General features: G+C 74.2%; 11 protein-coding genes. 1 reads left to right on the forward strand and 10 read right to left on the reverse strand.

The features are described from left to right. Nucleotides 1-73 precede the first annotated feature (73 nt). From KJS59_RS09250 to KJS59_RS09295, 10 genes are read right to left on the reverse strand one after another with little or no spacing between them, the layout of a single operon-like run. Complete coding sequence (locus KJS59_RS09250; protein ID WP_213452068.1) at nt 74-2080, reverse strand: amylo-alpha-1,6-glucosidase; 2007 nt, start codon at nt 2078-2080, stop codon at nt 74-76. Between the two features lie 28 nt (nt 2081-2108). Then, entirely contained in the window at nt 2109-3872 is a 1764-nt protein-coding gene (gene qcrB, locus KJS59_RS09255) for a cytochrome bc1 complex cytochrome b subunit (RefSeq protein WP_213452070.1), read from the reverse strand. Next, entirely contained in the window at nt 3869-4756 is an 888-nt protein-coding gene (locus KJS59_RS09260) for a QcrA and Rieske domain-containing protein (RefSeq protein ID WP_213452072.1), read from the reverse strand. Before KJS59_RS09260 ends, qcrB begins: the two co-directional genes overlap by 4 nt. Continuing rightward, the gene (locus tag KJS59_RS09265) at nt 4753-5793 is read right to left on the reverse strand and encodes a c-type cytochrome (protein ID WP_213452074.1); all 1041 of its coding nucleotides are present in this window, start codon (nt 5791-5793) and stop codon (nt 4753-4755) included. The genes KJS59_RS09260 and KJS59_RS09265 overlap by 4 nt, the downstream gene beginning before the upstream one ends. An 11-nt stretch (nt 5794-5804) precedes the next feature. Next, the gene (locus tag KJS59_RS09270) at nt 5805-6194 is read right to left on the reverse strand and encodes a c-type cytochrome (protein WP_213452076.1); all 390 of its coding nucleotides are present in this window, start codon (nt 6192-6194) and stop codon (nt 5805-5807) included. Continuing rightward, nucleotides 6191-7096, reverse strand: a complete 906-nt coding sequence (locus KJS59_RS09275; RefSeq protein ID WP_213452078.1) for a cytochrome c oxidase assembly protein — start codon at nt 7094-7096, stop codon at nt 6191-6193. The genes KJS59_RS09270 and KJS59_RS09275 overlap by 4 nt, the downstream gene beginning before the upstream one ends. Continuing rightward, nucleotides 7093-7491 (reverse strand): hypothetical protein, encoded by a 399-nt coding sequence (locus KJS59_RS09280; RefSeq protein WP_213452079.1) that lies wholly within the window; start codon nt 7489-7491, stop codon nt 7093-7095. The genes KJS59_RS09275 and KJS59_RS09280 overlap by 4 nt, the downstream gene beginning before the upstream one ends. After that, nucleotides 7491-8126: a cytochrome c oxidase subunit 3 gene (locus tag KJS59_RS09285; protein ID WP_213452081.1), complete on the reverse strand. Its 636-nt coding sequence runs from the start codon at nt 8124-8126 to the stop codon at nt 7491-7493. The genes KJS59_RS09280 and KJS59_RS09285 overlap by 1 nt, the downstream gene beginning before the upstream one ends. Then, entirely contained in the window at nt 8123-10045 is a 1923-nt protein-coding gene (gene ctaD, locus KJS59_RS09290) for a cytochrome c oxidase subunit I (protein WP_213452083.1), read from the reverse strand. The genes KJS59_RS09285 and ctaD overlap by 4 nt, the downstream gene beginning before the upstream one ends. 7 nt (nt 10046-10052) lie before the next feature. Beyond that, a complete protein-coding gene (locus tag KJS59_RS09295) occupies nt 10053-11093 on the reverse strand; it encodes a cytochrome c oxidase subunit II (protein ID WP_213452085.1) in 1041 nt (346 codons plus the stop codon). 167 nt (nt 11094-11260) lie between these two features. On the opposite strand from KJS59_RS09295, the gene ccsA reads away from it, so the two are divergent. Beyond that, nucleotides 11261-12178 carry a cytochrome c biogenesis protein CcsA gene (gene ccsA, locus KJS59_RS09300; protein ID WP_213452088.1) on the forward strand — a complete coding sequence of 306 codons (918 nt, stop codon included), beginning with the start codon at nt 11261-11263 and terminating at the stop codon, nt 12176-12178. Nucleotides 12179-12182 lie beyond the last annotated feature (4 nt).

The following is a 12182-nucleotide window of genomic DNA, read 5'->3' on the forward strand; positions in this document are numbered from 1 at the left end:
CCCTTGCCTCGGCCGTCCCGTAGCTCACCGAACTTGTCGGCCACCTCGGGCGCCCGGAACAGGGGCCCCGGCCTCAGCTCCGGTCGTCAGCGTCGACGCGTGCCGGCAGGCCGTCCAGGGTCACCGACCAGGACTTCCCGTCGACCAGCACGTCCCGCCGCACATGGGCTGGGCACGCCGGTTCGAGGCCGATCAGCAGGCGCAGGAGCAGCAGCACCGAGCCGCTGGCCCACGCCTGCGGGGAGCACGCCTCGGGGTACCGGATCGGCCGGGCGGTCTCCCGGCGGTCCTGGCCCGTCAGGCACTCCGGCAGCGAGTACCCGAAGCTGGCGGACGCCTCCAGCAGGCTGCCGGCGATGCGGTTCGCCTCGGCGTGCCGCCCGTACCGGGCCAGCCCGGCGGCGATCAGCGAATTGTCGTGCGGCCAGACGGTGCCGTTGTGGTACGCGACCGGGTTGTACACGGCCTGCCCGGTCGCCACCGTGCGGATCCCCCAGCCGGAGAACAGCGCGTCGCCCATGAGGTGGCCCACCAGGGGGTCGACCCGCTCCGGGGGGACGATCCCGCTCCACAGCAACTGCCCGAAGTTGGACGCGAGCGTGGGCACCAGGCGCCGGTCGCCGTCGATGGCCAGGGCGTAGTAGCCGCCGGCGGCGAGCCAGAAGTCGGTGTTGAACCGGTCCCGGAAGGCGGCGGCGTCCCGCTCCAGCCGGTCGGCGAGGCCGGCGTCGCCCCAGACGGCGCGGGCCAGCCGGGCGCACCGGAGCCGGGCGTCGTAGGCGTACCCCTGCAACTCGCACGTGCCCCGGGGAAGCGGCGCGAGCCGGCCGTCGGGGTACAGCACGGAGACCGGCGAGTCCTTCCAGCACTGGTTGGCCAGGCCCTGCTCGGGGTTGCGGGTCTGGTACTTGATATACCCGGAGCCGTCCAGGTCGCCGAACTCCTCCACCCAGCGCAGGGCGGCGCGGGCCGCCGGTTCCAACTCCCGGACCAGCGCGGCGTCGCCGGTCCATCGGTGGTACTCGTCCAGCACGATGAGGAACAGGCTGGTGGCGTCGGCGCTGCCGTAGTACGGCGACTGGGGGCGCCGGCCGCTGTAGGCGGCGGGACCGTGCCGCAGCTCGTGGAGGATCTTGCCGGGCTCGGCGTCCCGCTCGTCGTCCCGGTGCTGGGCCTGCCGGCTGGCCAGGGCGTGCAGCGTGGTGCGGCACAGCCCGGGCAGGAACGGCAGGGTCTGGTAGCTGGTGATGAGGCTGTCCCGGCCGAACAGCGTCATGTACCACGGCACGCCGGCGCCGGGCATCCACGAGCGGGCCACGACATCCGGGTGGAACCGCAGGGCGGCGAAGTCCGCCAGGCAGCGCCGGTAGGCCCGGTCGAGGTCCGGCCAGTCCGTCGTCAGGCGGGGCGTGTCGGCCAGCCAGTCCTGCGCCTCGCTGGCCGGGTCGGACAGGTTCGGGCCGGGCCAGGTGTGCCCGTGCGCCTCGGCCAGCATGTCCACCCGCACCTCGGTCGTCCACCGGCCGCCCGGCGGCAGCCGGATCCGGTAACTGGCTGACTCGCCGGTCAGTTCGGCATCCGGCGCGCACACCGTGGTGGTCCGGCAGAAGTCGCCCTGCCGATACGCGAACCTGACCCGGTCGCCGCTGACCGTGCGGGTGACCGGCTGGTCCTGGGCCTGGCCGTGCGAGATGTCGAGCAGGTCGGCGAAGTCCGCGTCGAAGGTCAGGCAGAGCACCAGTTCGCGCTCGCGCGGCGCGTGGTTGGTGACGGTGAACCGCTCGGACATCGCGGCGCCCAGGCGCCGCTCGCGGGTAAGGATCGCGTCGATGCCGTCGATCCCGTCGCCGATGGCGCCGCCGAGGGTGAACACCGCCCGGTTGTAGCCCACCGCGTCCGCGTCGAGCGGCTCCCAGGTCCGGCCGTCCACGTGCAGCCGCCACCGCGACAGGTGCCGCGCGTCCCGGAAGAACAGCCCCTGCATGGTGCCCCGCTCGCGCCGGCCCCGCGTGTCCACGTCGCCCCGCTCGTCGCTGTCGGCGAACGCGCCCCCGAACACCAGGCGGATCCGTTCGGCCACCCGTACCCGGTACCCCGGCAATCGGCGGTCACTCGCGCGCCGCCGGTTCCCGTGCCCGCTCGCCCGGGTCCTCGGGTGGCTCCTCGCCCGGCTCCGCCGGTGGTCCGTCGGGCGGGCCCGGCCGGCGCCGGCGCCCGAGCAGGAACAGGGCCAGCCATCCGGTGACCCCCGCGGCCCGGGTGGCCGCCGGGTGGCGGTGGCGCGGCGGTGGCAGGGGGACGCCCGCTGGCGGCCGGACCTGCTCCAGCCGGACGCCCGCGAAGGCCACCCGCGCGGCGGTGAGCGCCTCGTCCCGGCTCAGGTACGCCTCGTTGCTGAGCAGTTCCTCGCCCGGTCCGCGCCACCGCCACCGCCAAGTGCCGGCCGGGTTGCGCCACATCTGCACCACCTGATCCGGCGGTGGCACGAGGGGCGGCTCCCGCCCGGCCGGGTGGCGCGCCCTGTGCGGCGTCAGCCCGGCCCGCATGTCCTCCCGCGTCAGTTCGGTGACCCCGCTGCCCGTGCTGCGCCGCAGCGCGTTGGTGATGAGGTATGCGATCACCGCGGCGGCGACGGGCAGCACCAGGATGGCGATCCGCAGGGCCGTCACCAGCGCGGTGACCGGGACGCGGGTGAGCCGGGCGATGATGTCGTCGGCCGCCGCGACCAGCAGCACCGCGAAGAAGGTCAGGGCGTACGCGCCGACCGCCACCCGGCCCGGCCGCTCGCGGGGCCGCTCCAGCACGTGGTGGAACGCCCGGTCGCCGGTCCGCCACCGTTCCAGCCACGGCCAGGCGTACAGCAGCAGGAACGTGATCGTGCCCAGGCCCACCGAGGGCCAGAACGGCGACGGGACGAGGCGGCCGAAGATGCGGAAGTCGGCCGGCGGGAACAGCCGCAGCGCCCCGTCGCCCCAGGCGACGTACCAGTCCGGCTGCGCCGGCGAGGTCGCCTTGGCCGGGTTGAACGGACCGTAGATCCAGATGGGGTTGATCTGCACCAGCCCGCCCAGCGCGAACGCCACCGCGAGGACCCCGAGCAGCAGGCTCACCGAGCGCAGCGTGTACGCCGGCCAGAACCGGGAGCCGACGACGTTGCGGTCGCGGCGGCCCGGTCCGGGGAACTGGGTGTGCTTCTGCACCACGATGATCACCAGGTGTACCGAGATCAGCGCGGCGAACGCGGCGGGCACCAGCAGGACGTGGCTGATGTACAGGCGCGGCAGCAGTTGCGCGGTCGGGAACTCGCCGCCGAACAGCAGCATCGCCAGCCACGACCCGGCCACCGGTATCGACAGCACGACCGAGTAGATGATCCGCAGCCCGATGCCGGACAGCAGATCGTCCGGCATCGAGTAGCCGGTGAAGCCGTTCAGCAGCGCCAGCGCCAGCATGGTCACCCCGACCACCCAGTTGATCTCGCGGGGGCGGCGGAACGCGCCGGTGAAGAAGATCCGCGACAGGTGCAGCACGATCGCGGCGACGAACAGCAGCGCCGACCAGTGGTGCGCCTGGCGGAACAGCAGACCCGCCCGCACGTCGTAGCTGAGCGCCACGGTCGAGGCGAACGCGCTGGACACCCGGGAGCCGGACAGCGCCTCGTAGCCGCCCCGGTACACCTGCTCGGCGGTGCTCGGCTCGAAGAACAGGGTCAGGAAGACGCCGGTGAGCACCAGCGTGACGAACGAGTACAGCGCGATCTCGCCGAACATGAACGTCCAGTGGTCCGGGAAGACCTTGACCAGGGACTTGCGCAGCAGCGGCGTGCTGCCCACCCGTTCGTCCAGCGACCGGTACAGGCGACGGGTGATCACGGAACGCCCCCGGGGGGAAGGTCCCAGAAACCGGCGCCGGGCGGCGCGGTGAAATCGCCGGAGGCCCGCAGGTACCCGTCGGGGCCGACCTCGATCGGCAGGCCGGGCAGCGGCCGCGCCGCCGGCCCCGCCACCGCCCGCGCGGCGTTCCACAGGTCGAAGGCGGACTGGTGGCAGGGGCACAGCATCCGCCCGGTGCCCTTCTCGTACAGCGCGACCGGGCACCCGGCGTGCGTGCACAGCACGGAGAACGCGGCGAGGTCACCGACCGTGGCGGCCGGTGGCCCCTTGCGCAGCCGTCGCACGTCCAGCCGGACCAGGAAGGCGGGCGCGTCGCCGTCGTCGGCGTGCCCCTCCGGGACGACGATCTGGACGGTGCCCGGGCTGATGTCGCCGGGCCGCACCGGCTTCCCCTCCGGGGTCACCAGCCGGATGCCCCCGGCCCGCCAGACGGTGTGCCGGACCATGCCGATCGGCCGGTTGCCCGGGCGGAACTCCAGCAGGGACCGCAGCGGGAACAGCAGGGCCAGCCCGAGGGCGCCCCCGGCGGTGACCAGCGCCCCCACCAGCCCTCGCCGCCGGATGGGGCTCTCCGCGCCGCCCGCCGTCTCGGCGAGCACCCGCCGCTCCTCGCGGTGCCGGCCGAGGATGGGGCGTTCCTCGACGTAACCGCCGCTGGGCAGCAGCCCCCGGCCCCACACGGCGAGCCCGGCGGCCAGCCCGCCGAAGGCGACGGCGAGGGCGACGCCCAGCAACTGGGTGTTGCCGCCCGCCGTGTACGCGGCCGCGAAGCCGGCGGCGCCGAGCACGGTCAGCGCGAAGAAGGCGCGTACCCACCGTGCCCGGCCCCGCTGGCCGGCGAACGGGTCCCGGGGACCGCTCATCCGGCCCGGCTCCCGAGCCGGCGGACCAGCAGCACGATCAGCCCCATCCCGATCAGCCAGCCGACCGCGCCCTCGGGGAACGGACCGAGCCGCCCCAGCGACCAGCCGCCCCTGTCCAGCCGGCCGCGCCCGTTCCGCAGTACCTGGACGTAGCTGGCGACGGCGTCCACGTCGCCGTCGCTGAGCACCCCCTCCGGGAACGCCGGCATCAGCCCCGGGCCCACCCGGATCGCCTCGCCGATCTGGGTCGGGGTGGAGTTGGCCAGCGACGGCGCCACCCGCCCGTTGTTCAGCGTCGCCCCGACCCCGGCGGAGGAGTGGCAGGCGGCGCAGTGGGTCAGGTAAAGCTCCCGGCCGGACCGGGCGTCGCCGTCGCCCACCCGCGGGATCGGCGGGCCGCCGCCCGGCGGCAGGGCGGCGACGTACCGCACGATCGCGGCGATGTCCGGCGGCGAGAACGCGGGCGTGCGGTGGGTGTCCGCGTACGGCTCGTCGCGCAGCGGCATGCGGCCGGTGCTCAGCTGGAAGTCGACCGAGGCGGCGCCGACCGCGTTGATCGACGGCCCGCGCGCGCTGCCCTGGCCCGTCACGCCGTGGCAGCTCGCGCAGCTCTGCCGGTACAACTGGTCGCCCCGAGGGTTGGCGGCGGCCAGCCCCGGCGGCGGCCCGCTGGCCTCCGCGCTCGCCGGGGCGCCGGGCGAAGCACCGGGCGAGGCATTGGGTGAAGCGCCGGACGAAGCACCGGGCGGGGCGGTGGGCGAGGCGCCCGCCGGGGCGGTGGGTGCCGGCACCGAAGCGCCGGGCGTCGCGGCGACAGAGGCCGTGGGCGCCGCCTGGACAGCGGTGGTGGAGGTCGTGGGCGCCGCCCGGACAACGGCGGCGGAGTGGGTGGAGGGGCCGGCCGTGGCCGGCGGGGTGGCCGCCGGGGCGGCCAGCGCCGGCAGGCCGATCAGCCCGAGACCGGCCGCCGCCGCGACCACCCGGCGACGGGAAGGGGCGCGGCGGGGCCGGTCCGCGCCCGGTGGCTTGCCCGTCACCCGCGTCCCCCTCACTTCATCGTGAACAGGTAGGCGGCGATGTCCTGCGCGTCGGTCGCGTTCACGCCCAGATCCGGCATGGCGGTACCCGGGTCCACCTGCTGCGGGTGCTGGATCCACCGCTGGAGGTTGGCGCCGTTGTTGACCAGCTTGCCGGCGATGTAGGAGCGCGACCCGAACCGGACCAGCGGCGGCCCGACGAGCCCGTCGGCGCCCGCGACCCCGGGCACGGTGTGGCAGGAGCCGCAGCCGTACTGGCTGATCAGGCCGGCGCCCCGGCCCGGGTCCCCGGCGGGAACCTGGGGCGGCGCGGCGGGGGAGACGGTCACGCAGCCACCGGGCAGGGCGACCAGGGCCCCGGCCGCGAGCATCGGCCACAGCCACCGCAGTCGGCCAGTCATGCGGGCACCTCCTCCTGCCTGGGTGAGCCGGTGTCGGGCGGTTTCAGGTCGCGTTCGGGCGGGGCGGACCGGTCCAGCCGGACCAGCCAGCGCAGGAACACGGCGACCGCGACCAGCAGCACGATCACGTCCATCGGAACCCACATGACCAGCCCGGCCAGTTGCTGGTCGGCCAGCGGGTGAGCGGCGGCCAGCACACCGTCCGGGTACAGCGGGACCGGCGCCAGCGTCAGCACCGCGCCCAGGGCGGCGGCCGGCATCCCGGTGGCGAACAGCAGCAGGAAGCCGACCGGGGCGCTCAGCCCGGCCCCGCGCGGCGCGAACACGGTCGACCACAGCAGCCACGCCGCGCCGACGAACGTGGCGTGCTCGACGGCGTGGACCACCTCGTCACCCTCGGCCAGCAGGTACGGGGTGGGCAGGTGCCACGCCCACAGCACGACGGTGTGCGCGCCGGCGGCCAGCAGGGCCAGGTTGGTGGGGGCGCGCAGCCAGCGCGCGGCCGGCGTGGCCCGCCCCCGGCCGGCCCACCGGCGCAGCCGGCGCGGGCCGGCCAGGGTCAGGGGCAGCCCGGCGCCGCCGGCGGCCAGCAGCGGGCCGGCCACCACCAGCAGCAGCATGTGCTGCGTCATGTGACCGGCGAACGAGCGCTCGGCCAGCGCGTGCACCGGGTCCTGCCCGGCCAGGGCCAGGACGAACAGGCCGGCGCCGAACGACGCCGCCCGCCAGCGGGGGACGACCGCCCCGACGCCGCGCCGGGACCACAGCTCGTGCACGCCCCGCCCGTACCCGGCGGCCAGCGCGGCGATGAGCAGGACGCCGGCGATCTGCGTCCACGCGGCGGCCGTGCCGCCCCCGGGGTACGCGAGCGGCGGGCCGAGCGGATCGGGCCGGGCGGTCATCGCTGGCACGCCGAGAAGACCAGCAGGCTCACGCCGCCCGCGATGATGATGGCCAGGAACAGGGTGTTGGCGGCCAGCCCGACCACCGCGAGCAGGGCGGCCCGGCCCATCCGCGGGTCGTCCTCGCCCGCCGCGGCGGAGGTGCGCCGCCACGCGAGCCAGGCCGTCGCCAGCGCCGCGGCGGCGACCAGCGCCGGCAGTACGACGCCGATCGTGACCACCCCCTTGACCGGGAACCCGGCCAGCGTGGTGTGCCCCGACGCGCAGGCCAGTTCGTCGGTGGCCCAGGCCACGAACAGGTGCACCGTCCAGGACAGCGCGCCGCCGAGCGCGGCGAACCACAACAGCCCGCCGCCGACGCGGCGGGCCCGGGGCGAGGTCTCGGTCGGGTCCATCACAACCTCGGCGACAGGTAGAGGCTCATGAAGATGAAGGCCCACACGATGTCCACGAAGTGCCAGTAGAGGGCGACGATGGTGACCCGGTCGTGGTGCCGGGCGCCGAAACTGCCGCGCAGCGAGGCGGCCAGCAGCCAGGCCACCATCACCAGGCCGATGGTCACGTGGAAGCCGTGGAAGCCGGTGGTGGCGTAGAACAGCGACCCGTACACGTCGGTGGTGATCGTGAACTTCTTCAGGTTGGTGGCGTACTCGGACGCCTGGACGGAGAGGAACAGCAGGCCCTGGATGAGCGTCAGGCTCAGCCCCAGGCGCAGCCGCCACGGCTGCCCCCTGCGGATGCCGCGCTCCGCCCAGACGACCGGCAGGCTGCTGGGCAGCAGCAGGATCGTCATGATGATCGCCTTGGTCAGCTCCGGCTTCTCGATGCCCGGCGGCGGCCAGTGCCGGCCGGACTGGAACCGGAGGTAGAAGTAGCTGCCCAGCAGCAGCGCGAACACCGTCGCCTCGGTGGCGATCAGGAAGACCATGCCCCACCAGCCGCGGGTGCGCCCCACGGGCATCTCGGTCGCCAGCGCGTCGGCCCGGGTGGCCTGCCGCAGCGTTCCGGGCGGGGGCGGGGAGGCGGTCACGGGGCCCGGCCTTCCCTCGCCACGCCCGCTTCCTCCGGCGTGCGGTGGGGCGGCCAGAGCCACCGGGCCAGCGTGATGAAGACCGCGAACGCGGCCAGCACGGCGAGCCAGTACTGGCCCCAGAGCAGGCCCAGCACCACGAACAGCAGCCCGAGCGCCGCCGCGAACGGCAGCAGCGACGATTCCGGCATCTCCACCGGGCCCTCCCGGTCGCCGTCCAGTTCGCTGGTGAGCACGGCACGGTGCCCGGCCAGCACGTCGCCGGTGGCCATCGCTTCGCGGCTGCGCTCGTCCCACACCGGGTGCAGGCTGTGCACCTGGGGGATGACCGCGAAGTTGTACGGCCGCGGTGGGGAGGAGGTCGCCCACTCCAGGGTGTCCGCGCCCCACGGATCGTCCGGCGCCGCCGGGCCGCGCCGGATCGCCTGCACGACGCCCGTGGCGACCAGGATCAGCCCGAGGGCGAGGACGTACGCGCCGATCGTGGCCAGCAGGTTCCACGGGTCCCAGCCGAGGCCCGTGGGGTAGGTGTAGACCCGGCGCGGCATGCCGAGCAGCCCGGAGACGTGCATCGGGAAGAACGTGGTGTTGAACCCGATGAACACCAGCCAGAACGCCCACTTGCCGAGCCCGTTGTGGAACATCCGCCCGGTGAACTTGGGCAGCCAGTAGTACACGCCGGCCAGCAGGGGGAAGACGGCGCCGCCGAACAGCACGTAGTGGAAGTGCGCGACCACGAAGTAGGAGTCGGTGACCTGCTGGTCGAACACGGTCATGGCGAACATGACGCCGGTGAAGCCGCCCAGCACGAAGTTGACGATGAAGCCGACGGCGAACAGGAACGGCACCCCCGCGATGATCCGTCCGCGCAGCATGGTCGCCAGCCAGGCGAAGATCTGAATGCCGGACGGGATGGTGATCAGCGTGCTGGCCGCGCTGAAGAAGCTGTACGACAGGAACGGCAGCCCGGTGGCGAACATGTGGTGCACCCACACGCCGAACGAGATGATCGCGATGGTCACCAGCGCCAGGACCATCAGCGGGTAGGCGGCCACGCCGCGCCGGCAGAACCCGGGCAGCACCGACGAGACGATGCCCAGCGCCGGCATCACGATGATGTACACGTCCGGGTGCCCGAAGACCCAGAACAGGTGCTGCCACAGCAGGCTGTTGCCGCCGTGCGTGGGATCGAAGAAGTGGGTGCCGAAGCGCCGGTCCAGGAACAGCATCGCGTTGGCGAGGTTCAGCGCCGGCAGCGCGAAGACCACCATGAACGAGGTGCCGACCATCGCCCACACGAACAGCGGCACCCGGTTCAGCGACATGCCCGGCGCCCGCATCTTCAGCGCCGTGACGATGAAGTTGATCGCGCCGATCGTGGTCGACACGCCCAGGAACAGCAGGCCCAGCGCGTAGACGTCGAGGTTCCGGCCGGGCGAGTACGGCCGGTCGGTCAGCGGCACGTACGCGAACCAGCCACCGTCCGGCGCGGCGCCGGCGAACTGGCTGATGAACATCACCGAGCCGGCGCCGAGGAACACCCAGTACCCGAAGGCGTTGAGCCGGGGGAACGCCATGTCCCGGGCGCCGACCATCAGGGGTACCAGAAAGTTGCCGAACCCGAAGAACATCGGCGTGGCGAACAGGAAGATCATCGCCGTGCCGTGCATGGTGAACAGCTGGTTGAACTCCTCCGGCGTCACCAGCCCGTTGTTCGGCCGGGACAGCTGGGTACGCATGATGATCGCGTCGACGCCGGCGATGGCGAAGAAGACCCCGGCGGTGACCATGTACCGCCGGCCGATCCGCTTGTGGTCCACGGTGCTCAGCCAGGTGCGCAGCGAGGGCCGCTCGTGCCAGGCGTGCTCGAGTTCGGCGACCTCCGGCCGGCGCTGGTCTGGTTCGGTCTGGACCGTCATCCGTGTCCTAACGCAGCGATTGCAGGTAGGTGAGCAGGTCGGGCAGGTCGCTGGCGGGCACCGGCTGCGGCGGCATGTAGTTGCCCGGCTTGACCGTCTGCGAGTTGGCGACCCAGCCGCCCAGGTGGCCCCGGTCGTTGGGCACGGCACCGGCGCCGATGCTCCACCGGGAACCGATGGTCGTCAGGTCCGGGCCGACCGTCCCGTGCGCCGTGGTGCCCCGGACGGTGTGGCACGAGGCGCAGGCACCGCCCTCGAAGACCGCCCGCCCCCGCTGCTCCGCCTGGCTCGTCGGGGCGGGTGCGGGAGCCGCCGCGCGGGCCAGCCACGCCTCGAACCGGTCCACCGGGTCCGCGGTGACCACCAGCGCCATGAACGCGTGCTGCTTGCCGCAGTACTCGGCGCACTGGGCGCGGTAGGTACCCGGCCGGTCGGCGTGCAGCAGGGTCTGGTTCACCTTCCCGGCGATCAGGTCCGTCTTCGGCATGAGCTGGGGGACCCAGAAGCTGTGCTGCACGTCGGCCGTCCGCAGCAGGACCCGGACCGTCCGCCCGGCCGGAATGTGCATCTCGTTGGCGGTCACCGCGCCGGGCCGCTCCGGGTACCGCACCTCCCACCACCACTGGTGACCGATCAGTTCGACGGTGGTCGCCGGCGCGCCGGGCGGCCGGGCCAGCGCGTCGAGGTCGGCCAGGTTCCGTCCGTAGACGGGCAGCAGGATCACCGCCGGGATGGCGACGCCGAGCACGACGACGAAGCCGGTGGCATCGCCCCCGCCCGCCCGTACGGTGTGTCGGCGCCGCCGCAGCAGCGCCCAGCCGAGGAACGCCAGCACCTCCACGAAGACCGCCATCGAGATCCAGAACATCAGCCAGAACAGGCCCTCGGCGCGGCGCGCCCCGAAGCCGACGCTGTCCAGAGTGGACTGGGGGCCGCCCGTGGAGCAGCCGGCCAGCACCGTGGCGGCCGACGCCAGCGACGCCAGCGCCAGGGCCGCCGCCCCTCGTGGCGGCGGTGGTGTACCGCGTCGTCGCGCGGGCCAACGCATCGCACTCCCTTCGTCGGCCCGACGCCTTCCCGGCAGCCCGGCCCCGAAACGCCCCGGCGGGGGGACCGCGGGACCGATCGGGTGGATGCGCGCCGCCGGCGTTTGTGGGCGCGGGCGCGGGGAAGGCGTCGGTCGGCCATGAGACCCCGCCCCGGAGGGAAACCCACATGCCGACCAGTCAGCCGACGCCGTTGCTCGGCGGGCGCAGGGCCGCCGCCGACCGCCGCACCGTCGGCTGGGCCGGCGCGGGCCTCGGCGCGGCGGGGCTCGTCACCGGCCTGTCCGTGGCGCCCACCGACGCCGTCCAGGGCCCGGCGCAGCGGCTGATGTACCTGCACGTGCCGGCCGCGTGGACGGCGTACCTGGCCTTCTTCGCCGTGCTGGTGTCCAGTGTGGCGTACCTGGCCTGGCGCGATCCCCGGTGGGACCGGGCGGCGCGGGCGGCGGCCGAACTGGGCGTCGGCGCCACCGTCCTCACCGTCGTCCTGGGCGCCATCTGGGGCCGGGCCGCCTGGGATGTCTGGTGGGCGTGGGACCCGCGCCTGGTCAGCACGGTGGCCCTGGCGGCGGTCTACCTGGGCCAGTTGGCGCTGCGGTGGACCCACGGCGATCCCGCCCGGGGCGCCCGGAGCGCGGCGGTGCTCGGCATCGCCGGGTTCGCGCTCGTACCCGTGGTCCACTTCTCGGTCGTGTGGTGGCGCTCCCTGCACCAGCAGGCGACGATCCTGGCGCCGCGCACCAGCCCCCCGATCGACGCGGTGATGCTGGCCGCCCTGCTGCTCTGCCTGGCCGCCGCCACGGTCACCGGCGCCTGGCTGTTCCTACGTCGGTTGGCGATCCTCGAGTCGCACACTGAGCCCCGCACTGCTGGCGAGGCCCGCACCGAGTCTTGCGGCGAGGCCCGCACTGAGCCCTGCGGCGAGGCCCGCGCCGAAGCTCGCGCTGACTCGTACGCCGAGGCTCGCGGTGGCTCCCGCGCTGAGGCTCGCGGTGACTCCCACACTGAGCCCTGCACCGAGGCCGGGGTCGCTGGCGCGGCCCCGGCGGGGGAGCGGTCCGCGCCGGCGCGGGTGCCGGCGCGATGAGCGG

The organism is Rhizomonospora bruguierae (assembly GCF_018397995.1).
Taxonomy (GTDB): Bacteria; Actinomycetota; Actinomycetes; order Mycobacteriales; family Micromonosporaceae; genus Rhizomonospora; species Rhizomonospora bruguierae.

What these genes read in the sequence shown, in the direction of transcription:
- ctaD (WP_213452083.1), bottom strand. Translation starts at nt 10,045, where the DNA reads ATGACGGTCCAGACCGAACCAGACCAGCGCCGGCCGGAGGTCGCCGAA.
- KJS59_RS09295 (WP_213452085.1), bottom strand. Translation starts at nt 11,093, where the DNA reads ATGCGTTGGCCCGCGCGACGACGCGGTACACCACCGCCGCCACGAGGG.
- ccsA (WP_213452088.1), top strand. Translation starts at nt 11,261, where the DNA reads ATGCCGACCAGTCAGCCGACGCCGTTGCTCGGCGGGCGCAGGGCCGCC.
- KJS59_RS09275 (WP_213452078.1), bottom strand. Translation starts at nt 7,096, where the DNA reads ATGACCGCCCGGCCCGATCCGCTCGGCCCGCCGCTCGCGTACCCCGGG.
- KJS59_RS09270 (WP_213452076.1), bottom strand. Translation starts at nt 6,194, where the DNA reads ATGACTGGCCGACTGCGGTGGCTGTGGCCGATGCTCGCGGCCGGGGCC.
- KJS59_RS09280 (WP_213452079.1), bottom strand. Translation starts at nt 7,491, where the DNA reads ATGGACCCGACCGAGACCTCGCCCCGGGCCCGCCGCGTCGGCGGCGGG.
- KJS59_RS09260 (WP_213452072.1), bottom strand. Translation starts at nt 4,756, where the DNA reads ATGAGCGGTCCCCGGGACCCGTTCGCCGGCCAGCGGGGCCGGGCACGG.